At 68.8% G+C, this 26,034-nt stretch carries 27 protein-coding genes, 1 tRNA gene and 1 pseudogene; 14 read left to right on the top strand and 15 right to left on the bottom strand.

All coding sequences use genetic code 11. The features are described from left to right. Positions 1-7: 7 nt before the first annotated feature. Together ACESMY_RS05365 and ACESMY_RS05360 are read right to left on the bottom strand one after the other, a co-directional pair. Entirely contained in the window at positions 8-670 is a 663-nt protein-coding gene (locus ACESMY_RS05365; RefSeq protein WP_372782963.1) for a ribonuclease HII, read from the bottom strand. Positions 671-672: 2 nt separating this feature from the next. Further along, complete coding sequence (locus tag ACESMY_RS05360) at positions 673-1,263, bottom strand: DNA-3-methyladenine glycosylase I (protein WP_372782961.1); 591 nt, start codon at positions 1,261-1,263, stop codon at positions 673-675. Positions 1,264-1,315: 52 nt separating this feature from the next. On the opposite strand from ACESMY_RS05360, the gene ACESMY_RS05355 reads away from it, so the two are divergent. Next, complete coding sequence (locus tag ACESMY_RS05355) at positions 1,316-2,188, top strand: alpha/beta fold hydrolase (protein WP_372782959.1); 873 nt, start codon at positions 1,316-1,318, stop codon at positions 2,186-2,188. On the opposite strand, the gene ACESMY_RS05350 is transcribed toward ACESMY_RS05355, so the two are convergent. Next, complete coding sequence (locus ACESMY_RS05350) at positions 2,159-3,001, bottom strand: folate-binding protein YgfZ (protein ID WP_372782957.1); 843 nt, start codon at positions 2,999-3,001, stop codon at positions 2,159-2,161. The two genes, ACESMY_RS05355 and ACESMY_RS05350, sit on opposite strands and share 30 nt — an antisense overlap. Positions 3,002-3,062: 61 nt before the next feature. Here ACESMY_RS05350 and ACESMY_RS05345 point away from each other — a divergent pair, with 61 nt between their 5' ends. The 5 genes from ACESMY_RS05345 to ACESMY_RS05325 all read left to right on the top strand — a co-directional run bounded on the left by ACESMY_RS05345 (position 3,063) and on the right by ACESMY_RS05325 (position 6,789). Beyond that, on the top strand, positions 3,063-4,055 hold the full coding sequence (locus tag ACESMY_RS05345) for a glycosyltransferase family 9 protein (RefSeq protein WP_372782955.1): 993 nt from the start codon (positions 3,063-3,065) through the stop codon (positions 4,053-4,055). Next, on the top strand, positions 4,048-5,382 hold the full coding sequence (locus ACESMY_RS05340) for a dihydroorotase (RefSeq protein ID WP_372782953.1): 1,335 nt from the start codon (positions 4,048-4,050) through the stop codon (positions 5,380-5,382). The genes ACESMY_RS05345 and ACESMY_RS05340 overlap by 8 nt, the downstream gene beginning before the upstream one ends. 88 nt (positions 5,383-5,470) lie before the next feature. Continuing rightward, the gene (locus tag ACESMY_RS05335) at positions 5,471-5,872 is read left to right on the top strand and encodes a DUF6249 domain-containing protein (protein ID WP_372782951.1); all 402 of its coding nucleotides are present in this window, start codon (positions 5,471-5,473) and stop codon (positions 5,870-5,872) included. 22 nt (positions 5,873-5,894) lie between these two features. Beyond that, positions 5,895-6,470 (top strand): RNA polymerase sigma factor, encoded by a 576-nt coding sequence (locus ACESMY_RS05330; protein WP_372782949.1) that lies wholly within the window; start codon positions 5,895-5,897, stop codon positions 6,468-6,470. Then, positions 6,463-6,789 (top strand): hypothetical protein, encoded by a 327-nt coding sequence (locus ACESMY_RS05325; protein WP_372782948.1) that lies wholly within the window; start codon positions 6,463-6,465, stop codon positions 6,787-6,789. Before ACESMY_RS05330 ends, ACESMY_RS05325 begins: the two co-directional genes overlap by 8 nt. Positions 6,790-6,795: 6 nt before the next feature. Here the strand turns inward: ACESMY_RS05325 and ACESMY_RS05320 are convergent, their stop codons facing one another. The 4 genes from ACESMY_RS05320 to msrA are packed head-to-tail and all read right to left on the bottom strand — an operon-like array spanning position 6,796 to position 8,894. Beyond that, positions 6,796-7,524, bottom strand: coding sequence for a TlpA disulfide reductase family protein (locus tag ACESMY_RS05320; RefSeq protein WP_372782946.1), 729 nt, complete (start codon positions 7,522-7,524; stop codon positions 6,796-6,798). 21 nt (positions 7,525-7,545) lie between these two features. Beyond that, positions 7,546-7,884: an MmcQ/YjbR family DNA-binding protein gene (locus ACESMY_RS05315; RefSeq protein ID WP_372782945.1), complete on the bottom strand. Its 339-nt coding sequence runs from the start codon at positions 7,882-7,884 to the stop codon at positions 7,546-7,548. A 7-nt stretch (positions 7,885-7,891) separates the two neighbouring features. Next, entirely contained in the window at positions 7,892-8,239 is a 348-nt protein-coding gene (locus ACESMY_RS05310) for an MmcQ/YjbR family DNA-binding protein (protein WP_372782943.1), read from the bottom strand. Positions 8,240-8,243: 4 nt separating this feature from the next. Continuing rightward, complete coding sequence (msrA, locus tag ACESMY_RS05305; RefSeq protein ID WP_372782941.1) at positions 8,244-8,894, bottom strand: peptide-methionine (S)-S-oxide reductase MsrA; 651 nt, start codon at positions 8,892-8,894, stop codon at positions 8,244-8,246. A 126-nt stretch (positions 8,895-9,020) separates the two neighbouring features. On the opposite strand from msrA, the gene ACESMY_RS05300 reads away from it, so the two are divergent. The 3 genes from ACESMY_RS05300 to ACESMY_RS05290 all read left to right on the top strand — a co-directional run bounded on the left by ACESMY_RS05300 (position 9,021) and on the right by ACESMY_RS05290 (position 11,090). Next, positions 9,021-9,980, top strand: a complete 960-nt coding sequence (locus ACESMY_RS05300) for a tetratricopeptide repeat protein (RefSeq protein ID WP_372782940.1) — start codon at positions 9,021-9,023, stop codon at positions 9,978-9,980. Next, complete coding sequence (locus ACESMY_RS05295) at positions 9,944-10,945, top strand: hypothetical protein (RefSeq protein WP_372782938.1); 1,002 nt, start codon at positions 9,944-9,946, stop codon at positions 10,943-10,945. Before ACESMY_RS05300 ends, ACESMY_RS05295 begins: the two co-directional genes overlap by 37 nt. A 55-nt stretch (positions 10,946-11,000) precedes the next feature. Further along, a tRNA-Ser gene (locus ACESMY_RS05290) sits at positions 11,001-11,090 on the top strand. A gap of 372 nt (positions 11,091-11,462) precedes the next feature. Here ACESMY_RS05290 and ACESMY_RS05285 read toward each other — a convergent pair. From ACESMY_RS05285 to ACESMY_RS05275, 3 genes are read right to left on the bottom strand one after another with little or no spacing between them, the layout of a single operon-like run. Then, positions 11,463-13,067, bottom strand: coding sequence for a recombinase family protein (locus ACESMY_RS05285; protein ID WP_372782936.1), 1,605 nt, complete (start codon positions 13,065-13,067; stop codon positions 11,463-11,465). Next, on the bottom strand, positions 13,064-13,477 hold the full coding sequence (locus ACESMY_RS05280; RefSeq protein WP_372782934.1) for a DUF2924 domain-containing protein: 414 nt from the start codon (positions 13,475-13,477) through the stop codon (positions 13,064-13,066). The genes ACESMY_RS05285 and ACESMY_RS05280 overlap by 4 nt, the downstream gene beginning before the upstream one ends. Next, complete coding sequence (locus ACESMY_RS05275; protein ID WP_372782932.1) at positions 13,474-13,737, bottom strand: DUF3489 domain-containing protein; 264 nt, start codon at positions 13,735-13,737, stop codon at positions 13,474-13,476. Before ACESMY_RS05275 ends, ACESMY_RS05280 begins: the two co-directional genes overlap by 4 nt. Before the next feature lie 161 nt (positions 13,738-13,898). Between ACESMY_RS05275 and ACESMY_RS05270 the strand changes: the two are divergent. The 4 genes and pseudogenes from ACESMY_RS05270 to ACESMY_RS05255 all read left to right on the top strand — a co-directional run bounded on the left by ACESMY_RS05270 (position 13,899) and on the right by ACESMY_RS05255 (position 17,499). Further along, positions 13,899-15,197, top strand: a pseudogene (locus ACESMY_RS05270) (site-specific DNA-methyltransferase). Beyond that, positions 15,194-15,769 carry a DUF5681 domain-containing protein gene (locus ACESMY_RS05265; RefSeq protein WP_372782930.1) on the top strand — a complete coding sequence of 192 codons (576 nt, stop codon included), beginning with the start codon at positions 15,194-15,196 and terminating at the stop codon, positions 15,767-15,769. The pseudogene ACESMY_RS05270 and the gene ACESMY_RS05265 overlap by 4 nt, the downstream one beginning before the upstream one ends. Continuing rightward, on the top strand, positions 15,766-16,326 hold the full coding sequence (locus ACESMY_RS05260; protein ID WP_372782928.1) for a DUF5681 domain-containing protein: 561 nt from the start codon (positions 15,766-15,768) through the stop codon (positions 16,324-16,326). The genes ACESMY_RS05265 and ACESMY_RS05260 overlap by 4 nt, the downstream gene beginning before the upstream one ends. A 207-nt stretch (positions 16,327-16,533) precedes the next feature. Then, complete coding sequence (locus ACESMY_RS05255; protein ID WP_372782926.1) at positions 16,534-17,499, top strand: ornithine cyclodeaminase family protein; 966 nt, start codon at positions 16,534-16,536, stop codon at positions 17,497-17,499. Between the two features lie 4 nt (positions 17,500-17,503). Here the strand turns inward: ACESMY_RS05255 and ACESMY_RS05250 are convergent, their stop codons facing one another. Both ACESMY_RS05250 and ACESMY_RS05245 read right to left on the bottom strand, forming a co-directional pair. Beyond that, positions 17,504-18,526 (bottom strand): alpha/beta hydrolase, encoded by a 1,023-nt coding sequence (locus ACESMY_RS05250; RefSeq protein WP_372782925.1) that lies wholly within the window; start codon positions 18,524-18,526, stop codon positions 17,504-17,506. Next, complete coding sequence (locus ACESMY_RS05245) at positions 18,527-20,020, bottom strand: hypothetical protein (protein ID WP_372782923.1); 1,494 nt, start codon at positions 20,018-20,020, stop codon at positions 18,527-18,529. It lies immediately after the preceding gene. 197 nt (positions 20,021-20,217) lie between these two features. Between ACESMY_RS05245 and ACESMY_RS05240 the strand changes: the two genes are divergently transcribed. After that, complete coding sequence (locus ACESMY_RS05240; RefSeq protein ID WP_372782921.1) at positions 20,218-20,688, top strand: Lrp/AsnC family transcriptional regulator; 471 nt, start codon at positions 20,218-20,220, stop codon at positions 20,686-20,688. Here the strand turns inward: ACESMY_RS05240 and pepN are convergent. The 3 genes from pepN to ACESMY_RS05225 are packed head-to-tail and all read right to left on the bottom strand — an operon-like array spanning position 20,674 to position 26,000. Continuing rightward, positions 20,674-23,301 carry an aminopeptidase N gene (pepN, locus tag ACESMY_RS05235; protein ID WP_372782919.1) on the bottom strand — a complete coding sequence of 876 codons (2,628 nt, stop codon included), beginning with the start codon at positions 23,299-23,301 and terminating at the stop codon, positions 20,674-20,676. The genes ACESMY_RS05240 and pepN overlap by 15 nt on opposite strands. Continuing rightward, complete coding sequence (locus ACESMY_RS05230; protein WP_372782917.1) at positions 23,298-24,632, bottom strand: hypothetical protein; 1,335 nt, start codon at positions 24,630-24,632, stop codon at positions 23,298-23,300. The genes pepN and ACESMY_RS05230 overlap by 4 nt, the downstream gene beginning before the upstream one ends. 18 nt (positions 24,633-24,650) lie before the next feature. Beyond that, on the bottom strand, positions 24,651-26,000 hold the full coding sequence (locus tag ACESMY_RS05225; RefSeq protein WP_372782915.1) for a peptide MFS transporter: 1,350 nt from the start codon (positions 25,998-26,000) through the stop codon (positions 24,651-24,653). Positions 26,001-26,034: the final 34 nt, after the last annotated feature.

Here is a 26,034-nt window from a genome sequence, read left to right as displayed (position 1 = left end):
GGAGCCTTCAATCTTCGAACGGCAGCTCGTCCTGCAGGTCGGCGAAGACCGCCATCGGATTGCGGCCCATCAGCGCCAGCTTGACCGGCCCCCAGCTCAGCCGATGGATCTCGCAGGGGCCCAGCGCCAGCAGGCCGTCGGCGTGGACCTGGGCGCGATAGCCTTTGTGGCCGGCGAAGCCATAGCCGGGGTAGCGGGCGTCCATCTCGACCATCAGCCGGTCGCGGGCCACCTTGGCCAGGATCGAGGCCGCAGCGATCGACTTCGACTTGCCGTCACCGCCGACCACGGTCTTCACCTCACAGGGCAGCTTGAAGCGGTAGTTGCCGTCCACCAGGGCGAAGACCGGCTGCACGGCCAGGGCCTCGATGGCCCGGCACATGGCCAGGCCCGTGGCGTGCAGGATGTTGAGGCTGGCGATCTCCTCCACCGAGGCGAAGCCGACGCCCCAGGCCACGGCCTTGGCCTTGATCTCGACCTCCAGGGTCTCGCGGGTCTTGGCCGAGAGCTTCTTGGAATCGTCCAGGCCCTTGGGGACCTTCCGCGGATTGAGGATCACGGCAGCCGCGCTGACCGGCCCGGCCCAGGGCCCGCGGCCGGCTTCATCGACACCGCAGACCGGTCCGTCGACGAAGGCGTTCTCCAGCAGCATGGAGGGTCCCTTGGCCATCCTCAGGCCCCCATCGCCTTCACCGGCGCATGGCGAAAGCAGGTGGTCTGGTGGTCGTTGACCATGCCCACCGCCTGCATCCAGGCGTAGACGATGACCGGGCCCACGAACTTGAAGCCCTTGGCCTTCAGCGCCTTGGCGACCGCCTCGGCGAGCGGTGTCTGCGCCGGAACATTGCCGTCCTCGCCCCAGCGGTTCTGGATCGGCTTGCCGCCGGTGAAATTCCAGCAGAAGTCGGAAAAGTCTTCGCCGGCGTCTTTCATGGCCAGGTAGATCTTCGCCGAGTTGATGGCCGCGTCGATCTTGGCGTTGGAACGGATGATGCCGGCGTCGGCCATCAGCCGCGCGCGATCGGCCTCGCCATAGCGCGCCACCGTCTCGGGATCGAAGTTGTCGAAGGCCGCCCGGAACGCCTCGCGCTTGCGCAGGATGGTGATCCAGGCCAATCCCGCCTGGAACCCGTCGAGCACCAGCTTTTCCCAGAGCGCGCGCGAATCGTATTCCGGCACGCCCCATTCCGTGTCGTGGTAGGCCTCATAGAGCGGGTCGCCGGCCATGCCGCGCCAGCCGCATCGGATCAGGGTTTCAGCCATCGGCGGCACTCTCATCCGAGCCGGGCCCGGGCCGCAAGGGGGACTTGTCTCGATGGCTTTCGAAGGCTTCGAACTGTCGCAGATCGACGTGGGCGAGGTGAGCCTGCGCGTGCGCCACGGCGGCTCCGGCCCGCCCCTCCTGTTGCTGCATGGCTACCCAGAGACGCACATGATGTGGGGCGAGGTCGCCGGCGAGCTGGCGCGCGACTTCACGGTGATCGCCCCGGACCTGCGCGGCTACGGCAAGAGCACGCCGCCCGCCGACAGCGACGACCATGAGACCTATTCCAAGCGCGCCATGGCCCGGGACGCCATCGGCCTGATGCGGCATTTCGGCTTTGAGCGGTTCGACGTGGCCGGCCACGACCGCGGCGGCCGGGTCGGATACCGCTTGGCGCTCGACCATCCGCAGGCGGTCCGCCGGCTCTCGATCCTGGACATCATCCCCACCGGCGAGGTCTGGGCGCGCGCCGACCGCCGGTTCGCGCTCGGCTACTGGCACTGGTCGTTCCTGGTGCAGTCGAACGCCGAGGCGCTGATCTCGCTCGATCCGGAGCTGTTCTTCTTCCGAGCCCAGTTCCGCAGCATCCTGACCGGCTTCACCGGGGCCTATGCCGACTACCTGGCCTGCGCCAAGCAGCCCTCGGTGATCCACGCCATGTGCGAGGACTACCGGGCCGGCGCGACCTACGATCGGCTGGCCGATCAGGCGGACAAGGAGGCCGGCAATTTTATCGGTTGCCCGGTGCAGGTGCTGTGGGGCGGCAAGGGCATCATCAACACCTGGTACGACGCGCTGGAGATTTGGCGTGAGTGGGCGCCGGACGTACGTGGCCAGGCCATCGGCTGCGGCCACTTCCTGCCGGAAGAGAAGCCGGCTGAAACCCTGGCGGCCCTACGCAGCTTCCACGCCGAGGGCTTCTAGGAACCAGGCTGGCCGCTCGACGCTCACCGGGCGGCCATCGACTGTGAGGCTGGCGCCCTCGGCGCGATCGAGCCGCAGCAACGCCATCGCCCGTCCCTCACCCCCCGACAGCACCTCGCCGGCCCGCAGGTCGCCGGCCAGCACCTCCGACCCGGGTGCGGGGGCGGCGCCTTCGAAGGCGATCGGCAGCATGCGGCTCTTGATCTGGCCGCGGCGCTTCATGCGCGAGGTGGTCTCCTGGCCGACGAAGCAGCCCTTCCGGAAGTCGATGCCGTTCAGGAGGTCGAAATTGGCCTCAATGGGATAGGTCTTGTCGGATCCCCAGTCGGCCGGGCCGGGCACGCCGAGCCGCAGTTTCGCCCCGTCGCGGACGCTCTCGTCGGAGGCGGCGACGCCGTCGGGAGGGCTCGCGCCGTAGCCCCGCCACCCCAGCGCGCGAAGCCGCGGATCGGGCGTCCAGCCGGCGCCGGGCGCGAAACCGGGCGCGGCGTCGCCGAAGAGAATCGCCACGGGCGCCTGGTCGGCCACGATCTCGACCTTCGCCCGCAGGCGATACATCGTCAGGCGCTGGATGACCGCCGCGCGATGCTCCGCCAGCACGTCCAGCCAGCAGCCGCCCTCGCGCCCCACGACGAAGAGGTCGTAGAGCAGCCGCCCCTGCGGGGTCAGCAGCGCGCCGAACCGCGCCTCGCCGACGGCCAGCATCTCCACGTCCTGGGTGATCAGTCCCTGCAGGAAGTCCCGCCAGTCGGGGCCCGACAAGCCGATCAGGGCGCGACTCGGCAGAAGCGCGTAAGTCAGGGTTGGCGTCATCCCATGCAATTTGGGGCGTCCAGCGGTGGAGCGCCAGCGCGGTGCATCTTATAGAGGGTCGATGGCTCGCGGCGGGTTTCCCATTCTCTTCATCACCTCGAACCGGATCGGGGACGCGGTGCTGTCATCGGGGCTGCTTAAACGCCTATCCGATGAGATCCCCAACGCGCGCTTCACGGTGGTGGCCGGGCCGGTCGCGGCCCCGCTCTTCGAAGAGGTGCCGACCCTCGACAAGATCATCGTGCTGCCCAAGGCCAAGGGCGGCCGCCACTGGGTCGACCTCTGGGGCCAGGTGCGCCGGACGCGCTGGGGGCTGGTGGTCGATCTGCGCGGCTCCGGCCTCTCGCGGTTCGTCAGCACCAGGCGCCGCGCCATCTGGCGCAAGGTCCCCGGTCCGCCGGTGCACAAGGTCATCGAGGCCGCCCGCATCCTGAAGATCGAGGACGAGCCCGCGGCGCCCTACATCTACACCTCGCCCGAGACCGAGGCCCGCGCTGAGGAACTCACCGCCGGCTTCGGACCGATCCTGGCGCTGGCGCCCGCCGCCAACTGGCTCGGCAAGACCTGGCCGATCGAGCGGTTCTCGCGCACCGCCATGCGCCTGCTCGACCCGCAGGGCCCGATGAAGGGCGGCCGGCTGATGGTGCTGGGCGGGCCGGAGGACGGCAAGCTCGCCAAGGGCATGCGCGACATTGTCATGCGCAACCAGTTCATCAACCTGACCGAGGACACCGACCTGCTCACGGCCTTTGCCTGCCTGAAGCGCGCGCGCCTGTTCATCGGCAATGATTCCGGGACCATGCACCTGGCTGCCGCGGCCGGGATCCCGACACTCGGCCTCTTCGGCCCGTCCGACGAGGCGCTGTACGGGCCTTGGGGCGACAACACCCGGGTGGCGCGCGGGCCCCGCAGCTATGAGCAGATCCGGGCGGTTGACCCGAGCTTTGGCCAGGCGCTCTGTCACATGATGGACCTGACGGTGGAGACGGTGGGCGCGGCCGCCGAGGAGCTGCTGGCGGCCACGGATGGGAGCCCGAAGTCGGGAAATGGCTGAAACCTACGACCTGATCGTCCGCGGCGGCGAAGTGGTGAACCACGCCGGCCGCGGCCTGGCCGACGTCGGCGTGCGCGGCGGCAAGATCGCCGCGGTAGGCGACCTTTCCCAGGCCTCGGCGGGCGAGGTCTTCGACGCGAAGGGCCTGACGATCATGCCGGGCGTGATCGACACCCAGGTGCATTTCCGGGAGCCCGGCCTGGAGTGGAAGGAAGACCTCGAGAGCGGCAGCCGCGCCGCGGTGCTGGGCGGCGTCGTCGCCGTCTTCGAGATGCCCAACACCGAGCCCACCACGACCGACCCGGACGCGCTCGCCGACAAGCTGGCCCGCGCCAAGGGCCGGATGCACTGCGACCACGCCTTCTATGTCGGCGGCACGCACGAGAACGCCCAGTGGCTGGGCGAGCTTGAGCGTCTGCCCGGCTGCTGCGGGGTCAAGGTGTTCATGGGCGCCTCCACCGGCACCCTCCTGGTGCAGGACGACGAGGGCATCGAACAGGTGCTGCGCCATGTGAACCGCCGTGCGGCCTTCCACTCCGAGGACGAGTATCGCCTGGCCGACCGCCGGCCGCTGGCGCGCACGGGCGACTGGACCAGCCACTACGAGGTTCGCGACGCCCAGTCGGCGATCCAGTCGACCGAGCGGCTGGTGCGGATCGCGACCGCGCTCGGCAAGCGCATCCACGTGCTGCACGTGACCACCGCCGACGAGATCGCTTACCTCGCCGCCCACAAGGACGTGGCGAGCGTCGAGCTCACCCCGCAGCACCTGACCCTGGCGGGACCGGAGGCCTATGAACGGCTGAAGGGCTACGCCCAGATGAACCCGCCGATCCGCACCGCCGAGCACCGCGCCGCGCTCTGGGCCGGCCTCGCCAACGGGGTCGCCGACGTGCTGGGTTCCGACCACGCGCCGCACACCTCTGAAGAGAAGGCCCGGCCCTACCCCGCCTCGCCGTCGGGCATGCCGGGCGTGCAGACCCTGCTGCCGGTCATGCTGACCCACGTGGCGGACGGACGGCTGACCCTGGAGCGGCTGGTCGACCTCACCAGCCACGGCGCGAACCGCCTCTTCGGCCTCGCCGACAAGGGCCGCCTGGCCGAGGGCTATGACGCGGACCTGACCATCGTCGACCTGAAGGCCCGCCGCACCCTAAAGCACGAGATGATGGCCAGCCGGGTCGGCTGGACCCCCTTCGACGGCATGGAGGCCAAGGGCTGGCCGATGGCGACCATCATCCGGGGCGTGGTGGTCATGCGCGACGACCAGGTCGTCGCCCCGCACCTGGGTGAGCCCGTGCGGTTCGGCGAGACCCTCGTCGGCTGACGAACAAACTTTCCGGGCCTTGCATCTCGGGCCGAAGCTGGCGGCCTCTATCGTACAGCAACGCCTGTTCGCAGCCTGGAGAGATCCCGTGTTTGTCGCCGTCCAAATCCTCATCGCCCTCGTCGTCCCCGCCGTGGCGTTCGTTATCACCGCCTATCTGCGGTCCCGCGAGCGGATCCGCCTGCTGGACGTCATCCTGGCTACCAGCCAGAGCGGCCACCCCGTCTCGGCGGAGCTGGTCCGATCGCTGCCGGGTGTCCGCGAAATCCCCGCGCCGCAGCTCGACTTCCGCCGCGGCGCAATCCTGATCGCCGTCGGCGCCGCCCTGGCCGCTATCGGCCTGTGCGCCTATTTCGGCATCGCCAGCGAGAACGGCGGCGGGGCCATCGCCATCGGCGTGGCTATCGCCGCGATGGGCGCCATACCGGGATGCCTCGGGATCGCCCTGGTGGTCCTGAGCCGCGAAGACCGCCGCGCCGTCGGGTCCTGAACCCTCTCCAAGGGCCCGGTCCGTGGCCTCCCCTCAGACCCGCGGCGTCGCCGCAGAGAGCGACCTTGTGTTGGCGCGCACGGCCGCTCGCGGCGACCGCGACGCCGCCGCGGAGCTGGTCCGGCGCGCCTCGGGCGTCGTCGGCGACCTGCTGCGCCGGATGGGGGCCGGCGACGCGCTCGCCGACGACATCACCCAGGACGCCCTCGTCGTCGCGCTCGGCAGCCTCGCCGGCTACCGCGGGGAGGCCGCCTTCGCCACCTGGACCACGCGGATCGCCGCGCGGCTCTATATGAAGCGCCGCAGCCGCGAGGCCCGCTACGAGCTGATGGCCGAGCCGATCGGACCCGACAGCGCGGGCCCCTCGGAGGAGACTTCCAGCATGAACCGCCTCGACCTGGACCGCGCACTGAGCCGGCTCTCGCCGCCCGAGCGTCTCTGCGTCTCGCTCTGCCACGGGGCGGGCCTGACCCATGATGAGATCGCCCTGGCCTTGTCGACGCCGCTGGGCACCGTAAAATCGCACGTGACGCGGGGCCTGCAGAAACTCAGGGTCCTGATGACAGCCGAACCGGCCGGGAGTGACGCCGATGAATGATCGTGAATTCGAAGCCCTGTTGGCCACGGCCTATCGGGCGCCGTCCGGACGGCCGGAGCGGCCGGAGCTGGCCGTCCAGGTGCTCGCGCAGGTCCAGCGCCGCCGTGCCGCTCGGCGCGGCGTCCTGGCCTTGGCGACCCTGGTGGGCGTCGGCGTGGCGGGGCTGACGATCGCCGCGACCGGCGTGATGGGGATGCTGGCCGGCGTTCTGGCGAAGATCGGGCCGGAACCGGCCTTCATCGACCCGAACATCTGCCTCTCGGTGGGTTTCTTCCTCACCCTGCTGGCCGCCGCCCGCAACGAGATCCGCGAGCTCTAGCCGGGCCTAGGACTTCTCCAGCACGCCGGCGGCCAGGGCCGCGACGAATTCGCGGCCGGCGGGCGTGGCCCAGGTCGAGCGGTGCTCCGCCAGCATCTTGACCTTGCCGGCCTCGTCCAGGGGGCGCATCGGCGTCTTCGCGCCCGGCGCCACGGGCGTCGGGGACCCGAAGGCGCGTCCGCGCACCCGTCCGCGACGGTCGATGAGCAGGTTGCAGGGGAGGCTCGCGCCGCGATCCTGTTTCGTGATCGCTCGAAGCTCTGGAGAGAATTCCTGGGTGGCGAGCGCCTGCATGACCGCATCGTGGCCACGGGGCTCCACCAGCAGGGTGGCGCCGCCCGCCCCGTACTTGGCCAGCAGGGCGCTGGCGGCCGGCAGGTCCAGTTTCTTCCCGCTGCCGGTGAGCACGAAGATCAGCTCGAAGCTGGGGCCGCCGAATTCCAGTCCGAGCGCCGCCAGGTCACCGGCCTCGGCGAGGCAGGGCGCGCACCATTCGGCCCACAGGCTGATCAGATAGGTGCGGCCCTCGAGGTCTGAAAGTTTCCGGATCCCCCGCGCGCCAGCCAGGGGTGTGTCCGGGAGGCTCAGCGGCTGGGGCGGCGCATGGAAACCCGCGGCCAGGATGTTGCCCGCCAGCGGCCCGGACCCGAACAGCGGCGCCTCGGGCGGGCCCCGCGTGCTTCCGCCAAGCAGCGAAGCGGCGGCCCCCGCGAAAACGCTCCTGCGGTCGATCATCGGCGGGCCCCGGCGAAGGGGTCAGGCTAGCCCAAGTTCCCGACGCCGCAAGCCCGTGAGCTTGGCCGCGATCAGGCCGTGGGCGTTGGTCAGCCAGTCGGTGATGTCGGCGTCGTCCGCGGCGTCGAGGTCGATGATCACCCACGCGCCCTTGTGCAGATAGGGCGCCTGCCGCGCCGGGCCGCCCTCGGTCAGGGCGACGAACCCGATCTCGGTCACCTTGAACGACAGGCCGCCGCGCAGGCCACAGATGGCGAACACCTTGCCCCCGACCTTGTAGACGTCGCTGTCGCCCCACTGGACGACCTTGGTCGTGGCCGGGAGCGCCATGGCGACCGCCTCGATCTCGTCTCGGGTCACGGGCCGGTCAACCGGCGAGGCCCAGGGCGGCGCGTTGCTTCTTGGGCAGCTTCTCGGCGACCAGGCCATGGGCGGTTTTCAGCCAGTCCTTCACCTCGTCGGGCTCGAGCGCCGACAGGTCGTCGAACATCACCCACTTGAAGCGCGCGGCGTAGAGAGCGGGCTTGGCGCGGCCGGTTTCGGTCAGCGCCTCGAAGGCGATGTCGGTGACCTTCATCGACAGGTTCGTGGCTGCGCCGTCGGTCGCCGCGAACATCTTCCCGCCGACCGAATAGACCCGGTCCTCGCCCCACTTGATGCCGAGCTCCGCGCCGGCGAGCGCCAGCGCCGCCTTTTCCAGCGCCGCTGGCGTCATGGCTTCAGGCCTCGACGCCGACGCCGATGGGGCAGGTCACGCCCGTCCCGCCGATGCCGCAATAGCCGGCCGGGTTCTTGGCCAGGTACTGCTGGTGGTAGTCCTCGGCGAAATAGAACTCCCCGGCTGGGCGGATCTCGGTGGTGATCTTGCCGAAGCCCTTGGCGCTCAGCGCCTGCTGGTAGGCCTCCTTCGAGGCCTCGGCGGCGGCGGCCTGCGCGTCGTTCTCAGGATAGATGCCCGACCGATACTGGGTGCCGATGTCGTTGCCCTGGCGCATGCCCTGGGTCGGGTCGTGGCTTTCCCAGAACACCTTCAGCAGCGCCGCATAGCTGATGACCTTCGGGTCGAACACGACCAGCACCGCCTCGGTATGGCCAGTGCGGCCGGAGCAGACCTCCTCGTAGGTCGGATTGGGGGTCAGGCCGGCGACGTAGCCGACGGCCGTCACCCAGACGCCGGGCAGGCTCCAGAACTTCTTCTCCTCACCCCAGAAGCAGCCCATGGCGAAGACCGCGGTCTCCAGCCCATCGGGATAGGGCCCCTTCAACGGATGGCCGTTGATGAAGTGCGTCTGCGCCGTCGGGATCGGGTGCGCGCGGCCCGGCAGGGCGGTTTCCTGGGTGGGCAGTTCCAGCGTCTTGTGTCCGAACATGAGGCCTCCTTGCGGTCGTGCAGGAAGATAGGCGCTCGCCGGCGATTTTGCACCCGGCAGGGTAGCTGACGCGACGTTAGTTTCATGCCAATCTGCCGTCAGAACGACGTTAGGGGAGACACTTCCATGCGGCGCGTTTTGAAAGCCACCTTGATCGGCGGATGCGTGACAATCCTGGCGTGCGGCGCCGCCTTCGCGAGCGGCGGCGGTTCCGGCGGCATGGCAGGCGGATCGGGGGGCGCCGGCGACCTGCAGAACCTCGCGCCGCGCTATGACCCGGCGACCGAGTACGCCAAGGCCATCGCCGCGATGAAGGCCCAGCAGTACAGGGACGCGGCGAGGGCGGCCGAGCACGTGACCGACGCCGTGCCGAAGAACCCCGACGCCTGGCAGCTGCTGGGGGCGGCCAAGGCCGGTACGAACGACTGGAAGGGCTCCCGCCGCGCCTATGAGAAGGCGACAAAGCTCTCGCCCGAGGACGCCCGCGCCCATGCGGGCCTGGGCTTGGCGCTCGCCAACCTGAAGGACCCCAAGGCCCAGACCGAGGCCGAGTGGCTGAAGTCCAAGATCCAGGCCTGCGGCGACAGCTGCCCGGACGCCGCGCGCCTGAAGGCCTTCACCGAGCAGGTGGAAAGCGCCATGAACCCGGCCGCGGCCGGGGCGCCCAAGCCCAGCGCCCTGCTCGACCGCTCGCTGCTGTTCGGCGGGGCCAAGACCGGCGACGCGGCCTATGTCCAGGCCGTCAGCCTGATCAACGAGCGGCGCTATGACGAGGCGCTGGCCTCTCTGGACAAGGCGGCTGAGACCTTCGGGCCGCATCCCGACATCCTTACCTACCAGGGCTACACCTGGCGCAAGAAGGGCGACTACGCCCGGGCCGAGACCTACTACCGCCAGGCGCTGGCCATCGATCCGAAGCACATCGGCGCGACCGAATACTACGGTGAGCTGAAGGCCGCCCGCGGCGACATCGCCGGCGCGCGCCTGATGCTCGCCAAGCTGGACAAACTCTGCGCCTACGGCTGCGCGGACGCCGAGGAGCTGCGCCGTTGGATCGACGCCGGCGGCGACCCGCAAAAGAACTAGCGGTCGCCAGGCTTTTTGGCGGTTTCGTCCTCGCGGGGTTCGTGGGCGTCTCGGCGCTCGCGGCGCTGGGTGACGCCCCGATCCGCGGGATGCTCTGGGTGGCTAAGGATGCGCCGACCGCGCGCGCCCTGGGCTCGGTCCCGACCGAGTGCCTGAAGAGCCCCGCCGACCCCGCCCTGGCCGCCAGGGTCGAGGTCGGGCGCGCCGCCTTCCGCACGCCCGTGCTGCTGGGCGGCCAGGCCGGCCGGGCCGGGATCAATTGCGAGACCTGTCACCGCGACGGCCGCGGCAACCCGGACTTCCTGTTCCCTGGCGTCTCCGGCGCGCCGGGCACGGCCGACGTCACCAATTCCCTGTTCTCGACCCATCGCGGCAACGGCGTGGACGACCCCAAGCCGATCCCCGACCTCTCCGGGCCCAAGGCCAAGCTGAAGATCAGCCAGGCGCCGGGCGAGAAGAAGCTGGAGCCCTTCATCCACGGCCTGATCACCGAGGAGTTCGACGGGCCGGAACCGACACCCGCGGTGCTGGACGGCCTGGCGGCCTATGTCCGCGCCCTGGATCCCGCCGACTGTCCCGCGAAACCGCGGCGCCCGCTCGGCGTAGGCCTGCTGATGGCCGACGCCCGGCGCGCCCTGAAGGCGGCGGAGGCTGAGGCCACGGCCGGCGACGCCGCCACCGCGGTGGTGATGGTCGCCAGCGCCCGCAGCCGCCTGGGCCTGATCGACGAGCGCTATGCGGCGCCCACTCTGGCCAAGCCGCGCGCCGCGCTGCGCGCCGCCGACCACCGCCTGGCCGAGGCGCAGGACGCCCTGCGCCGGCGCGACCCCGACGCCCCGAAGCGGCTCGCCGCCTGGCTCACCGCCTCCGGCCCCCTGGAGGTCGAGCTCAACGCCGGGCAGCGCCAGTCGCTGTTCAACCCAGCGCGGCTCACCCAGGCGGTCAAGCGCCGCTTGCCCGGCTAGCCCCCATTCTATATGACCCGCCTTCCGCCGGGAGGCCCGCCTCCATGGGCGTTGAGGTGCGGTGGCCGAGTGGTTGAAGGCGCACGCTTGGAAAGCGTGTTTAGGTGAAAGCCTAACGTGGGTTCGAATCCCACTCGCACCGCCACCAACCCGCGGTAGCGGTCTCCAACCACAGTACGCCCCTCCAACCCTCGTTAACTCCCCGGGTATTGGCCCGCACATCCGTTCCCCAGCACGTGGTTCCGCCCCTTCAGGGTACCCTCTTGGCGCGGTTTGGCGGGCCGTCTCCGGAGGTATGATGCTTGGGTAGGTTTGCCTCAGAACAGGGAATTATTTGCTCTACAGCATCCAGATCAGCGAAAACCTCGCGCCGGCGCTTCTCGGTAGCTGAATTTGTACCGCTGGATCAATGCCTTACATACACCCAAAGCACTTTCCTGTTCGAGGGGGAAACAGGGAAGCGCTAACGCGATATCAGGGAACGGTTTGGCGATTTACAGGGAAAATCGCTGGCGTATCAGGGGCGGCTGTGGCGCCGGCTGATCTGGAATTCCTGGACCTGATCTGCCCAGGCTGGGACCGCGGCGATCGCCATCAAATGCTCGATATTCAACCCAGCGGGTTGTCGTCCCTCAAGGATCGCGAGCTGGAGCTCCGGCGCGAGAAGCGCCAACTGAAGGATCCTGCGATGGTACGGACTGACGGGTGAGGTCGCCATTGTCGGAAGGCCGTGGCAGTCCACGTCCAACATCTCATGGGCTTGCCTGAGCACCCGGATGAGGGCCGGATCGCGCCTGGCGGTAGCCGGCGCCTGCTGGCTCGGCGTGGCGATCCAGGTCCGTCCGCCACGCGTTCGCATCCGCAGCGGAAGGACCAAACGCAGGCAGGTCGGGAGACTGGCGTCCGCCGCAACCTCCTCGCCGACGCCCAGCCGTGACTTCACGGCCGGCAGCTGCGCGATCGGAAGCAGCAGCTGGAGGCTGTTCGGGTGAACCTCAACGCGGTGCAGCCGACTTAATGGATCATCGTTGGGGCCAGCCGGGCACAGCCGATCGATGATTTGGGCCAGCCTGGTTTCGATCACCGGCGCCGGCACGCGGCGGATCGCACCTTCAGCCAGTCTCCCGCCCTGCTGCAGCGGCGCAGAGACATAGTATCGGTAGACCTGTCCACGACCGCCGTGCGCGAACGACGGGCTCATGGGATGGCCGTCGACATCGAAAATGCGCCCCTTGAGCGGGGCCTCGGCGACCCGGTTCGGACGTTCGTGATGGCGCCGCGCGTTGAGCTTGAGGCAGCCCTGCACGGCTTCGAACAGATCTTCATCGACGATCGCGGGATGGGCGCCGGGATAGGCCTTGGGCCCATGTACGATCAGTCCGAGGTAGACCCGGTTTTTCAGCAGGTGGAACAGGGCCCCTCGGCTGAACGGCAGTCCGCCCCTCTGGCGCCCCTTCGATGTGGTGACGGACTTTGAGCAGATCTGCTGACTTGCGAGCCACGTCGCCAGGGCGTGGACTGAACCCAGCTCCAGGTAGCGCCGGAAGATGAGCCGGACCTGTTCGGCTTCCACCTCGTTGACCACCAGCGCACGGGTTGTCGGATCGCTGGGGAGGTCGTAGCCGAGCGGCAGCTGTCCGCCCATCCACATGCCCTTGGCCTTCGAGGCGGCGATCTTGTCGCGGATCCGCTCGCCGGTGACCTCCCGCTCAAACTGGGCGAACGACAGCAGGACGTTGAGGGTGAGCCGGCCCATGCTGGTCGTCGTATTGAAGGCCTGGGTGACGCTGACGAAGCTGACCTTGTGCGCATCGAACAACTCGACCATGCGCGCGAAGTCCATCAGCGATCGGGTCAGCCGGTCGATCTTGTAGACCACCACCACATCGACCTTACCCGCCGCGATATCCACCAGCAGGGTGCGAAGCGCCGGCCGCTCCATCGATCCCCCGGAGAATCCGCCATCGTCGTAGAGGGTCGAGATCAGTTTCCAGCCCTCGCCTTTCTGACTGCGGACGTAGGCCTCGCACGCCTCGCGTTGCGCATGCAGGCTGTTGAACGCCTGATCGAGGCCCTCCTCTGAACTCTTGCGCGTGTAGATGGCGCACCGGGTCGCAGTCATTTGGCGTCAGCCCGCAGACCAAAGAAGCGTGGCCCGTTCCATTTGACGCCCGCGATCGCCGTCGCGACCGCAGATAGGCTGCGATAGACCCTGCCCTCCCATCGGAAGCCGTCCTGCATCACCTCGACCTCGACCACGCCGCCCTGCCATTCTCGTTTGAGTAGGGCCCCGACGCCGAGGCTCAAGCCTTCCGCCTCGAGTGCGCCGCGCCGTTTGAGCTGGCGTCGAACTTTCGGGTCGAGGCCGCCCAGAGCCTGCGCCTGGATGCGCCAGGCCAGGATAAGCCGCAGCAAATCGACGGATCGAAGTGGCGGCGGCTCGTTGTAGCGCGCACGCCAGACTTCGCGCAGACCCTCCAGGTCCAGGCGATCGAGCGCCTGGACCTCCTGCGTGAGCGCGGTCGGGTTCATTGGTCTGGCATGGCCAGGCTGTAAACCCGCACGCCATCTATCTTCTGCGAGACGATCGTCAGACCTCGCTTCTTCCTTAGCGCTCCGGCGATTGCGCCCCGAACCGAGTGCGCTTGCCATGCGGTGGCGGCCATAAGGTCGGCCAAGGTCGCGCCTTCCTGGCGCGAAAGGAGCGCGGTGAGCTGGTCGAGTTTGCTCGTCCCTGGCACCGCCGGCTGTTGGTTCGCAGCCGGCTTTGAAGCCTTCGTGGTCTTGGTCATTTTGGTCCTCTTCGGTGCGCGGTCGGCAGGGGCGCCGCCGTCACCGAGGCGAGCCCGGCTTGGCCAGGCGAGGACGACATGACCAACGCTCTGGCAGGCGACGAAGTCCAGTCGGAAGGTGGTGATGGACTCGCCCCGGGGTTGCCTTAGCCTCGTCGCCTATGGCGACCGAGTCGGGCCCACCACCGATCCACGATCAAGGCGGAGACCAGCTGGTCATCACCTATCGCGCGCCTGCGAGCCTGACGCCCGACCCCGGCAATGCGCGAACCCACGACAAGCGCCAGGTGGCGCAGATCGCGCGATCGATCACGGAATTCGGGTTCTCCAATCCGATCCTGATCGACGAAACCGGACTGATCATCGCCGGCCATGGTCGCCTGCTTGCGGCGAAGAGCCTGGGCCTGACCGATGTCCCGACAATCGTCCTTCCCGGTCTCACGGATATCCAGAAGCGGGCTCTACGGCTGGCGGACAACAAGATCGCGCTGAACGCCGGCTGGGACTTCGACCTGCTGAAGGTAGAGTTGCAGCAGCTGTCCGTCGGCGACATGGAATTCGACCTGACGCTGACGGGATTTTCGACCGGCGAGATCGATGTTGTGCGCGCAGGCTCGGTCGATCCGGATGACGACGTCATCCCCCCTACCCCCGTTAAGCCCCAGACCCGGCTCGGTGACATCTGGATCCTCGGCGATCATCGCGTGGGCTGCGGCGATGGGCGCGACCTTGGGTTTCTACGCGCTGTCGTGGGCGACGGCACCATGGTGGACGCCGCATTCCTTGATCCCCCTTACAATGTGAAAATCAGCGGCAACGCCGTGGCGAAGGGCACCCATCGTGAGTTCGCCATGGCGTCCGGTGAGATGTCGGATGCGGCGTTTTCCGAATTCCTGAAGGACAGCCTGGAGGCTTGTGTCGCGGTTTCGCGCAACGGCGCCGTCCATTTCGTGTGCATGGACTGGCGCCACATGGCGCCGCTGGAAGGGGTCGGAGCCGATGTGTACGGCGACCTTTTGAATCTGTGCGTCTGGAACAAATCCAACGCTGGTATGGGATCGCTCTATCGTTCGAAACACGAGCTGGTCTTCGTGTTCCGGGTTGGTGATGCTCCGCACTTCAATGCCGTGGAACTCGGCAAGCACGGTCGCAATCGCACGAACGTCTGGGACTACGCCTCGGTGAACTCATTCCGAGGAAGCCGCCGCGGTGACCTAGCGCTGCACCCGACCGTCAAGCCTGCCGCAATGGTGGCCGACGCCATCAAGGACGTTACCCGCTAAGGCGATCTGGTCCTCGATACCTTTCTCGGCTCTGGCACCACATTGATCGCCGCGGAACGCGCCGGTCGGCGGTTTCGGGGGCTCGATATCGATCCGGCCTATGTTGATGTGGCCGTCGAGCGTTGGACCGCGATGACGGGCCGCGAAGCCAGACTTGATACCGCCCCGCGCCCATGACGAAACCGCCCGGAGAACCAGCCGACGACTACGAGGTGGGCCGCGGCAAACCACCCAAAGGGTCCTATTTCCCGAAAGGGAAAAGCGGCAATCCCGGCGGCAGGCCAAAGGGCAGCGGCAAGGCGCCGGCGCGGACGCCCTTCGATGTCCTCTTCGAGATCACGACCATCATCGAGCAGAACGGACGGTCGCGCGAAGTCACCGCCGAGGAAGCGCTGGAGCAAAAGCTCCTGCAGATGGCGTTCGATGGCAAAGCGACGGCGATCCGCAGGATTCTGAAGATGATCGGAGAGCGCGAGGCGGCGCGGGCAGCCCTTGCGCCTCCGGCCAACCGCGTCCGGGTCAGGTACGCCAGCCATGATCCGGACAACGCCAATGCCGCCCTGGTATTTCTTGAGATTGCCGATCACACGACCAACGATGGTTGCGAACGACTGAAGCTGCATGCCTGGGCCGTGCAGGCGGCCCTTGACCGGCGGCGGCGGAAGTTGCCCGCCAAAGACCTCAGTGTCGTGAAATCGCATACGCTCAACCCTGAACTCGTCAGGTGGCCCGAAGGCCGCGACGAATGAGCCGCAAGGAACAATCGGACCCCTCTGTCGGATACAAGCGTCCGCCCGCAGATCGGCGCTTCAAGCCCGGCCATAGCGGCAATCCCAATGGTCGTCCGAGGGGCAAGCGCAGAGGGATCCCCCACGATGCTGTCCTTGGACAGATGGTCTCGATCCGCGAAAACGGCGCACTCCGTCGGGTCGAGGCGGCAGAGGCATTCCTGCTCTACCTCTATAAGACGGGCCGGTCGGGACAGTCTGTCGCTCTGGAGCAGGCCTTGAGGGCCTTCGAGATCGGACGGTCGACGACCGGAGCGTCGCTCGACCCAGTTACCGACATTGTCATCACATCCGTGGACCCGGAAAACGCCAACCTTCCGCTACTTTCCCTGAACATGGTGGTGAAGCACGACGACTTCCGACCGACCGCGCGGATTCTAATTGAGCCCTGGTTGGTGGAGGCGGCCCTGGAGCGACTGGGTGATCGCCGACTTACAGCAGCTGAGCAGATGACCGTTTGGAACGCGACGCGGACGCCACGGAAGGTGAATTGGCCTGAGTGGTGGACCCACCGCTAGTCGGCCGGACAATGTCCGCAATGCGCCAAGGGCAGACATCGGCGCGGATGCCTAAAGTGGACATCGGCGTATCCGGCGCCGAAGGGCGCATTTTTTCCGATTTGAAAAAGCCCGGCCACATGGCGCGCGACGAGAGCCGCCGCGGGGGCTCGGTTTGACCACCTATTTCACGCGTCCTTCGATACGGTTCCGGCGCCGGGAGGGCCTATGAAATTCATTAGCGAGTCGGACGCCGCACGACTGGTCACCATCGACCAGGCGATCGATCTGATGGAAGTGCTGTTCCTGTCGCTGGAGGGCGATGACGTAGTCCTGTTCCCAGTGGTCATGGGCGCTAACAGCGACGGCTTGGGCCGTTTCGGGGTGAAGTCGGGCCTGATCCGCAGTCGTCGTCTGCTCGGCCTGAAGGTCGGCAGCTATTTTCCGCAGAACCCGGCCAGAGGCCTGCCCAGCCACGGCTCGACAACCCTGCTGCTCGACGACGCCACGGGCTTGCCGACGGCCCTGGTCTCGTCGGCCTGGCTCACGGCCCTGCGAACGGCGGCCGCCGACGGGGTGGCGGTGCGGCGGCTGTCGAACCCCGACGCTGAAGTGGTCGCCATCGTCGGCGCGGGTCACCAGGCCTGGTTTGACCTGTTGGCCGTTCGCGCGGTGCGGACCGTGCGCGAGGTGCGCGTCTGGGCGCGCGAGCCCGCCAAGGCCGAACGATTCGCCTGCCGGGCGCGGGACGAACTCGGCCTCGCCGCCTGGGCCGCAGACCTGCCCGCCGCGCTTCGCGGCGCCCAGATCGTCGTCTGCGGCACCGCGGCCCGCGAACCTCTAGTCCGTCGGGAGTGGATCGATCCCGGCGCCCACATCTCCGCCATGGGCGCCGACGGCCCCGGTAAGCAGGAACTGGATATCGAGCTGGTCGCGACGGCGCGCTTGTTCGCCGATGTGGTCGCCCAGTCGGTCGCAATCGGCGAGTTCGAAGCCGCCGCGCGAGCCGGCCGGATTGAAGCCAGTATTATCACGCCGCTCGGCGAAGCGCTGCGCGACCCCACGCACGGTCGCCACACGCCCGATGAGATCACCATCTTCGACAGCTCCGGCATCGCCGTGCAGGACCTGGCGATCGCCGACTTTGCCCTGCGGGCCGCCGGCGCCAGCGCGCGCGACCTGGCGTCCGCCTGATCCCTCAGCCGGGGCCGCGGGCGAGGCGCGCCGTCCGCACGACCCGCCGCACCGCATCCACCACGATCTCCGGCCGGTCGAGCTGGATGTAGTGGCCCGTACGGGCGACGCCCTCGTGCTCGCCGCGTACGGAGTCGGCGATGAGGTCCTCATGCAGCGCCCACTGTACCCGGTCGTGGGCGGCCGTGGTTCCGGTCGCATCGGGCGCCGGAGCCTCAAGGCTCGACAGCACGATCAGCGGCCGGGCGCCGAGCGGCCGGCGCGCGGCGCGGACCTGCGCGTCGCTGACCCCTAGCGTCAGGCTTTCCACCTCCAAGACCTGCGCCAGCTGAAAGCTGCGGCGCGCTTCCAGACGCCGGCGCACCGCATTCAGGCGGGGTGAAAACCAGGCCTCGGCGGGGACCACACAGGTGGCGAAGCCCTCCGATCCTTCCGCGAAGCCCTCCGGTGGGACTCGAGCGGCGCAGGCGCGGTCCCGCGTAAGGCGGCGGGCGTTGGACGCCGCCCAAGTCGGGTCGGCGGCCGTATAGCGGGCGTCCGCGTCCTCGTGGGCGGGATCGATCAGCACCAGCCCGGCGACCTCCGCCGAATGCTCATAGGCGAACAGGCGAACGTTGAGGCCGCCGTAGGAGTGGCCGACCAGCACATAGGGCGGAGGCACGCCGGCGGCACGCAGCAGGGCGCGCAGATCGCCCACTATGTTGCGGCTATCCCCCGCGCGGCCGCTAGGGTCGCTGAACCCGATCCCAGCGCGGTCGTAGGCGCAGACCCGCAGGTCGCGGCTGAGCGCCGGCTGCACCGCCCCCCAGACCAGGGTGGGGTCCGATAGCCCGGAGTCCAGCACAACGGTCGGCCCGCCGCGACCCCGGCAGTACAGGTTGATCCGCCGGCCGCCGACATCGACCAGGCGTTGCGGATGCGAGTAGGCGGCGTCATCCAGGATCGGCGGCTTCGGCTGAGGGACCGCGGCCGTGGCGGCGAGCCCGCAAGCAGCCAGGGCGATGGCGGCGAAGCCGGACCCGCGCATCTAGCGTACCGCGCCGGATCCGGGCTTCAGCAGCGGCCGGATCGCCTTCATTACCGTGTCCACTCCGGCGATGTAGTCCGCGAACGAGATCGGCGCGGGGATGGTGGGCGAGAGGTCCCCGGCCGGCACGCCCCATTGATAGAGGAACAGATAGCAGTAGCCGATCTGCAGGATCGAGCAGCCGGTCTTCCAGTCGTGCCAGGCGGCCGTGTAATGGGCGGCGATCCCGGAGTTCGGCAGGACCATCTTCTGGCCTTCGGCCCAGAATTGTTCGCGGTCGCCGATCCGCTCTCCGACGATGTCGGCGCGCGATCCCCCATAGTATTTGAGGCGCGCGGTTGTGATGATGCCGGCCGAGAGCGTGTTGCCGGACGTGATGATGAATATCCGCCCGTCCCGGGGCAGCGCCGCCGGCAGCGCTTTGGTAAACGGCACCGGCAGGTCGCCGTTGCCGCCGGGATTGAAGCGGACGTCGACGATCGCGTCATGGGTCCCGCGGGCCTTCACCTCCGCGACGACACCTTGCAGGAACGTCGCCAGGTTTTCGCCGCCCGGGACGCTGCGCGTGGCGTTGATCTGCAGATAGAGCGTCCCGGTCTGCGGCAGGTAGGTGCGCCAGAAGAAGTCATTCGGCCGGCTGAGGTAGAGCGGCAGCGGCCGGCCATCGAGCACGTGCGCCCAGGACCGGGTGTCGCCCGGCGTCCGCACGGGACTGAGGTCGCGGCGCGGCCAGTGGTTGTCGCGCTGGATCGTCCGCAACCGGCCCGATACAGGCGGACCGTTCGCGGGGCCGGGATCGGCCACGACGGTGCGGGAGACCTGTGTCGCCCCCGGCAGCTCGAAAACAAAGGCCAAGCGGTCGTCCGCGGCGGCGAGACCCGCGCCCTGCAACGCCGCGGGCGAGATCATGAAGTGTGGCGCGTGCTCGCGCTGAAAGCTGAACGGCCCGCCGGTGTAGGGGCGGAGCGTCTCCAGCATCGCCGCAGGCGCCCGGCCTTCCTCGCTGACCACCCGGGCGCCCAGCAGGTCGGCATGGGCAGGATCGGCCTCGACCACGAACAGGCCCTCGCGGAACCAGTCCAGCCGGATCGGGATCGCGTTGAGCGACTGGCCGAAGCCGGCGCCCCGGATGTTGGTGTGGGCGTCATCCGCTACGGCCACGGCGCGGCTCACGCCCATCTCCAGGGCCCCGGGGCTGAGCTGGCCAGCGCGCCCGCGCAGGGCGTCGACCTGGGCGAGGAACTCCGCGCGCGTGGTGGATGTGAAGCTGCGATTGATATCCGCGAAGCGCCGCAGATACGTGAGGTCCTGGAGATTGGCCTCCACCGCCGAGTGTGGACGCTGGACGGCGGCCTTCGGCGGCGCGCGCAACGTCGGCCAGAGGAGCGCGTAGGCCCCCGCTCCGGCCAGAACGAGCAGGAGCAGCAGGGCGCCTACGCCCCACGAGGTGACCTTCAGCCAGGTGCTCTTCGCAATCTTGTCCGACCCGACCACTCGTCCGCCTCCGCATCACGCCGGGAAAGGCTAGCGCAGCCGCGGCGAAATGAATGGTCAAAAGTGGCGGTGAATTTCCCAGTTCAGCAAATGTTTCCAGCATTACTTTGCTCGGTGGTGATTTCTGTTGCCAAGTTCATTACAAAACAGAAAGTCCAACGGTCGCGGGCTCTTCGCGCCGCAACAGGAGGATCGCCGTGGTGGAGCTCGACAAGACCGACCGCCGGCTTCTGAAGCTGCTGCAGGAGAACAACCAGCTGACCAACCTCGAGCTGGCGGAGCGCGCGCATCTGTCGCCGCCGACCTGCCTGCGCCGCGTGCGGCGCCTGCGCGAGGAGAAAGTCATTGTCGCCGACGTCTCGCTGCTCGACCCGCAGATGGTCGGCAAGAGCCTGTTCGTGTTCATCGAGGTGGTGCTGGAGCGACAGGGCGAAGGGGTGCAGAGCGACTTCGAAAGCCGCATGGAAAAGACCGACGAGGTCATGCAGTGCTACATGGTCTCGGGCCACGCCGACTTCATCGTCGTGGTCCAGGTCAGCGACATGAACGCCTACCACCGGTTCGTGCGCAGCGTGCTCACCAACGACCCGAATATCCGGAACTTCCGGTCCCTGTTTGCGATGAACCGCTCGAAGTTCCGGACAGAGATCAATCTAGACAGCGAGTGAACCGGCGCTGAGCAGATCGCGGGCGAGGCTCTCCACGGGCTTCGCCAGCCCCGGTTGAGCCAGGATGCCGATCAGGGCTTCGTTGGCGTGCGCGCGCCGCGCGGCGTCGAAGCGCTCGCAGTCGCCGAACGCCTTCAGGAAGCGCGCGGCCAGCCGCGGATTGCCAGGATTGAGCGCCACGACGATCCGGGCCACGATCCTGTAGCCGGCCCCGTCCGCGCGGTGGAACCCGCGCATATTGAGCACGAAGGCGTCGAACACCGCCTTCACCCGCGTCGCGTTGTCGAGCCGATAGTCGGAATGACCGATCAGCGCCTCCACCCGGTCGGCTGCCTGCGGGCCGACCGTCGCCTGGATAGCAAACCACTGGTCCAGCGCCTGGGGAACGGCGCGCCAACGCTCGAAGGCCACGGCAAGCGCCGCTTTCGCCGCTTCAGCGTCACAGGCCACGAGCTGCGACAGCGCCGCGCAGGCCTCGGCCATCCGTGGCGAGTCCAGCTGACTGCGGCACCTCGCGAGGTCCTGGGGCTCGGGCGCCTGCATCAGCTGCCAGAGGCACACCGCCCGCAGACGCCGCGCGCCGACGCCCTCGTCTGTGACCGCCGCTCCGGCGAGACGAGCGTGGACAGCGCGCAGGCGATCCCGGACCCGCGGGGTCATCTCCGCGGCCAGCGCGTGCTGCGCCTGCGCCAGCGCCTCCGGATCGGCGTCGCTCAGCTCCAGCCCAAGCGCCCGGTCGTCCGGCGGCGTGAGCGCGCGGCCGACAGCGCCGGGCGCCTCGGCGGCCTGGGCTAGCAGATCGTCGAACAGGTCGCGCCAGACGAGCTGTATGTGACCGCCCGGCCCCAGCCGCAGTCGCTCGCTCACGGCGCGCCGCGCCAGGGTCTGGGCCGCGTCCCAGCGATTGGTCGGATCGCCATCGTACCGGGCCAGGATTGCGAGCTCGCCTGGGTCGAGGGCGGTGGTGAGCCGCACCGGCGACGACAGGCCGCGAAAGAGCGACGGCACGGGCGGGGCGGCGAGCCCCTCCAGGACGAAGGTCTGCCGCCCCTCGCGCAGCTCCAGGACCTGCTCCGTCGCCAACGGACCGGATTGGTCCGCGCTGCGGAACGCCAACGCCTGGCCGCCCGGCCCGACCATTCCGACCCGGACGGGCGCCAGGAGCGGACCGGGGTTGGGGTGATCGGTGACCGTCCGAACGGACTGCTCCAGCGTGAGGCTGAAGCGCTTCGAGGCGGGATCCCAGGTCCAGGCCGCTGTGACATGGAAACCGCCGACGGCCCGGATCCAGCGCCGGAATTGAGCAAGATCCAGGCCCGCGACTTCTTCGGCGATGTCGAACAACGTTTCGAAGGCGGCGGCCCGCCCGTCCAGCCGCGCGAAGAACGCGTCCGAAATCCGCCGGGAGGCGGCCGGCCCGGCCAGGGTGGCCAGCATCCGGATGATCTCGGCGCTCTTGTCGTAGATCGTGCGGCTGTAGAGATTGCTCGGTACGGCGGCGGCGGCCGGCCGCGGCGCATGGGCCAGCGGCCCGTCGTCCTCCGGAAATTGGACCTCCCGCAGCTGGATCACGTCGTCGATCCGCGCCTCGTCCGCGCCGGCCAGGTCGGCCATGAACTGTTGCTGGCGCAAGACCGTGAAGCCCTCCTTCAGGCCCAGGTCCAACCAGCTGCGGCAGCCCACCCGGTTGCCGGTCCAGTTGTGGAAATACTCGTGGCCGATGACCGCGGAGACCCGGCGCATCTGCTCGTCGGTGGAGATCGCCGGATCGGCCAGGAAGAATTCCGTCGCATAGAGGTTGAGGCCGCGGTTCTCCATCGCCCCGCCCGGATAGCTCGGCAGGACCACGACATTGAGATCGTCGAGGTCGTATTCGCGTCCATAGGCGCGCTCGTCCCAGGCCATGGCCTGCTTGAGGATTGCGAGGCCATGGCGGCACCAGGGGAGATCCTGCGACCGCGCATGGATTCCCAGGCGCACGCCCCGCCCGCTGCGGGTGACGAACCGGTCCTCCAGTTTGTCGAACCGGCCCGCCGCGAGCGCGAACAGGTAGCTGGCCTTGGGGCGCGGATCGTCCCAGACGGCGTAGCGCCGCCCGTCCGGCAGTTCGCCGGCCTCTACGAGAGCGCCGTTGCAGAGTAGATCGGGGAACGCCTCGGGATCGGCGGCCAGGGTGCAGCGGAACGCCGTCATCACGTCCGGGCGGTCGGGAAAGTAGCAGATCCGGCGAAAACCTTCCGGCTCGCAGTGGGTGATCAGCGCTTCGCCCAGGCGGATCAGACCTTCCTGGCCGGCCGAACCCACGGTCAGCTCATAGTCGAGGGCCAGGACGCCCTCGTCCGGGGCCGCGGCCAGCACCAGGCCGTGCGAGGAATGAGTCAGGCGATCATCCGCCAACACCTGACCGTCGAGACGCGCTTCGGCGAGCCGCAGGCCCACTCCGTCGAGAACAAGATCGGTGACGCCGACGCGGGCCCGCCGGAAGCGCAACTCGGCCCGGACGCGCGCGACATCCCGTTGCAGATCGATCCACAGGCTCGCATGCGGAATCTCGAACGGCGGTGGCGCATAGGCATCCTCCGCACCCGGTTCCGCCGCGGCGCTTAGGGTCACGGCCGGTCGGCGGGCGCAGCGCCGCGGCCGGCGTCGAAGCTGTAGCGGATCGGGGTGAAACGCCCGACGAGGTCGGCGACCTCCCGCGCGAGGCCCGCGGGATTCTCCCCGTCAAAGGCGCGGCGCATAAGGCGCGCGATTCGCGTCATGTCGGCCTCGCCCATGCCCAGGCGAGTCAGTTCGTGCGTGGCCAGCCGCGCACCGCTGCGCCGGCCCTCGGACATGTCACCGGTAAGCGCGCAGTCGGCCGCCAGGATATTGACCCCCTGGCAAGCCGCTTCGAACCGCTGCGCCTCATCCCCCAGTTGCAGGAAGATCTGGTGGGTGGCGGTGTAGCCGCGGTCGCGGGCCAGTATCCGGAAGCCCTCCCCTTCCAGCGCCTGGGCGTTGGCGACCATCCGGCTGGAGAGATCTCGCCCGAAGGCGGCATTCTCCGCCAGGGCGACGGCGAGCGCGGCGTATTTGTTCTGGTCGCGGGTCTGCAGAAAGCCCGGAAATGTCACCTGCAGAACCTTTGACGCAATGGCGGCGTCGTTGGTCAGCACCAGGCCGCCGACCGGGCCGCCCATGATCTTGTGGGTGCTGACGGTGACCACATGCGCTCCCTCCTCCAGCGGCCGTTGGAAGTCGCCGGCGGAGATCAGCAGACCCAGGTGTGCGGCGTCGTAGAGCAGGATCGCGCCGCAGCGGTCGGCGATCGCGCGGAGTTCCCGCACCGGATAGGGGAAGAGCACATTGCTGCCGCCGACCACGATCATCCGCGGCCGCACTTCCGCCGCCAGCGCCGCCATCCGGTCGAGATCGAGCTCGAAGGCCTCGCCGCGGCTGGGCGCCGGCACGATGCGGCGGCTGATCAGGCCGGCCGGTCCGCTGGCGTGGTAGCTGAAGTTGCCGCCGCCATCCTCGTCCTGCGCCAGGATGGTGTCGCCGGCCTCGAGCAGGCCGAAGAACACCGCGGCGTTGGCCATTGAAGTGCTGACCGGGCGCCATTCGACGAAGGCCGCGCCGAACTGCCGGCGGGCCTGGGCGATGATGATGCCTTCCAGCTCATCGACGTGGCGGTTCTGCCCCCCATGCGGATAGGCCTTGTCGCCCGGCAGGCCCTCGGACAGCCGTGCGGCCATATCGCTGGCCAGCACATCCTGCGCCCGGCGCGACAGGCCGCTTTCGGCGGGGTTCATATTGAGGCAGCGGCCGCGCCAAGCGTCGTGATCGGCGACCAGGGCCTCAACCCGCCGGACGAGGTCTTCCGGGGTCTGGTCGGCCATGGAAGCGGCGGTCCGCTCCAGGAAGTCGCGGGCGCGGGGCGTGAAAGGCGAAGTCTCGGACATGAGGACCTGTACGGTGGATCAGAAGGCGGACGGGAGAGCGGCCCCGGCGCGCGTCGCAGGCTCGGCGGGGCCCCGGGCGGCCTCGGCGCGCCGCTCGGCGGCTCGGGCCGCGGGATCCAACAGCCACAGCAGGCCTGCCGCCAAGCCCGCGACGGCGGCCATCAGGGCGAAGAAGGCGGACGGCGGCAGGCGGCTCCAGAGCACGCCGAGGGCGCCGGCCAGGAGGTTGCCGCCGAAGCCGGTCATGAACCAGAACGCCATGGCGGTCGCTGCGAACCCAGCCGGCGCCAGCCGGCCGAAGAGGCCCAGGCATACAGGCATGACGAAAAGCTCGCCCACGGTCAGGATGACGGCGAACAGCGCAAACCAGATCCAACCCGGCCGGACACCCTCGCCCTGGGCGACGGCGGCGACGCCCGCCAGCACCAGATAGGCCAGACCCAGCAGGCCGGCGCCCAGGCTCATCTTCACCAGGGGCGACGGCTCCCGGCCCGCACGCGCCTGACGCGTCCAGGCGAGCATCACGAGAGGGGTCAACAGGAAGATTAGGGCGGGGTTGATCGACTGGAACCAAGTCATCGGGATCGTCCAGTCGCCGGCCCGGCGGTCGACCCCGTTGTCCAACCACAGCGCCAGGGTGTTGCCGATCTGCTCGTAGGCGGCCCGGAACAGCACCACGACCGCGGCCACGACGGCGATCAGCGCAAAGCGCGACCCCAGGCCATCGCGGCCCCCGACGGGTCTTTGCGCCGGCGAGGGCGGCGACCTCGTCGCCGTCTCGGGAAGGTGGCGCGCGCCCAGGCAGTAGACGGTCACCCCGATCACCATCCCGACGCCGGCGGCGCCGAAGCCCCAGTGCCAGCCCAGGAGCTCGCCCAGGGTGCCGCAGACCAGGGGCGCCAGCAGCGCCCCGAGGTTCATGCCCACATAGTAGACGCTGTAGGCCGAGGCCCGGCGCGGGTCGTCGGCCGCGAACAGGCCGGCGATCTGGCTGGGAAGGCTCGGGAGATAGAGGCCGGCGCCGGCGGCGACCGTGGCCAGCGCCGGGTAAAACAGGGCCGGAAAGGTTAGCATGAAGTGGCCGAGCGCCATGATCAGGCCGCCGGCGATCACCGCGTTGCGGCGGCCTAGCCAACGGTCAGAGATCAGGCCGCCGAGGAGCGGGGTGAAGTAAGCCAGGCCAGAGTAGCCGCCATAGATCAGAGAGGCTTGCGCCTGCGGCATCATCAGCTGCTTAGTCATGTAGTAGATCAGCAGGGTCTTCATGCCGAAGAAGGAGAAGACCTCCCACATCTCGGTGAAGGCGAGCACCGACAGGCCGCGCGGCTGGCCGAACCAGTCGCGGCGTGCATTCAGGACCTCAGGCACGCGGCCTCCAGCACAGTGTCTCTTCCATTGGACG

The sequence above is a fragment of the Phenylobacterium sp. genome (assembly GCF_041691455.1).
GTDB lineage: Bacteria > Pseudomonadota > Alphaproteobacteria > Caulobacterales > Caulobacteraceae > Phenylobacterium.
This window is presented reverse-complemented; position numbering and strand designations above follow the sequence as displayed.

Excerpts from the sequence above, each read along its gene's own strand:
- ACESMY_RS05365 (WP_372782963.1), bottom strand. The coding sequence starts at position 670 with ATGGCCAAGGGACCCTCCATGCTGCTGGAGAACGCCTTCGTCGACGGA.
- ACESMY_RS05360 (WP_372782961.1), bottom strand. The coding sequence starts at position 1,263 with ATGGCTGAAACCCTGATCCGATGCGGCTGGCGCGGCATGGCCGGCGAC.
- ACESMY_RS05355 (WP_372782959.1), top strand. The coding sequence starts at position 1,316 with ATGGCTTTCGAAGGCTTCGAACTGTCGCAGATCGACGTGGGCGAGGTG.
- ACESMY_RS05350 (WP_372782957.1), bottom strand. The coding sequence starts at position 3,001 with ATGACGCCAACCCTGACTTACGCGCTTCTGCCGAGTCGCGCCCTGATC.
- ACESMY_RS05345 (WP_372782955.1), top strand. The coding sequence starts at position 3,063 with ATGGCTCGCGGCGGGTTTCCCATTCTCTTCATCACCTCGAACCGGATC.
- ACESMY_RS05340 (WP_372782953.1), top strand. The coding sequence starts at position 4,048 with ATGGCTGAAACCTACGACCTGATCGTCCGCGGCGGCGAAGTGGTGAAC.
- ACESMY_RS05325 (WP_372782948.1), top strand. The coding sequence starts at position 6,463 with ATGAATGATCGTGAATTCGAAGCCCTGTTGGCCACGGCCTATCGGGCG.
- ACESMY_RS05320 (WP_372782946.1), bottom strand. The coding sequence starts at position 7,524 with ATGATCGACCGCAGGAGCGTTTTCGCGGGGGCCGCCGCTTCGCTGCTT.
- ACESMY_RS05310 (WP_372782943.1), bottom strand. The coding sequence starts at position 8,239 with ATGACGCCAGCGGCGCTGGAAAAGGCGGCGCTGGCGCTCGCCGGCGCG.
- msrA (WP_372782941.1), bottom strand. The coding sequence starts at position 8,894 with ATGTTCGGACACAAGACGCTGGAACTGCCCACCCAGGAAACCGCCCTG.
- ACESMY_RS05300 (WP_372782940.1), top strand. The coding sequence starts at position 9,021 with ATGCGGCGCGTTTTGAAAGCCACCTTGATCGGCGGATGCGTGACAATC.
- ACESMY_RS05285 (WP_372782936.1), bottom strand. The coding sequence starts at position 13,067 with ATGACTGCGACCCGGTGCGCCATCTACACGCGCAAGAGTTCAGAGGAG.
- ACESMY_RS05280 (WP_372782934.1), bottom strand. The coding sequence starts at position 13,477 with ATGAACCCGACCGCGCTCACGCAGGAGGTCCAGGCGCTCGATCGCCTG.
- ACESMY_RS05275 (WP_372782932.1), bottom strand. The coding sequence starts at position 13,737 with ATGACCAAGACCACGAAGGCTTCAAAGCCGGCTGCGAACCAACAGCCG.
- ACESMY_RS05265 (WP_372782930.1), top strand. The coding sequence starts at position 15,194 with ATGACGAAACCGCCCGGAGAACCAGCCGACGACTACGAGGTGGGCCGC.
- ACESMY_RS05260 (WP_372782928.1), top strand. The coding sequence starts at position 15,766 with ATGAGCCGCAAGGAACAATCGGACCCCTCTGTCGGATACAAGCGTCCG.
- ACESMY_RS05255 (WP_372782926.1), top strand. The coding sequence starts at position 16,534 with ATGAAATTCATTAGCGAGTCGGACGCCGCACGACTGGTCACCATCGAC.
- ACESMY_RS05250 (WP_372782925.1), bottom strand. The coding sequence starts at position 18,526 with ATGCGCGGGTCCGGCTTCGCCGCCATCGCCCTGGCTGCTTGCGGGCTC.
- ACESMY_RS05230 (WP_372782917.1), bottom strand. The coding sequence starts at position 24,632 with ATGTCCGAGACTTCGCCTTTCACGCCCCGCGCCCGCGACTTCCTGGAG.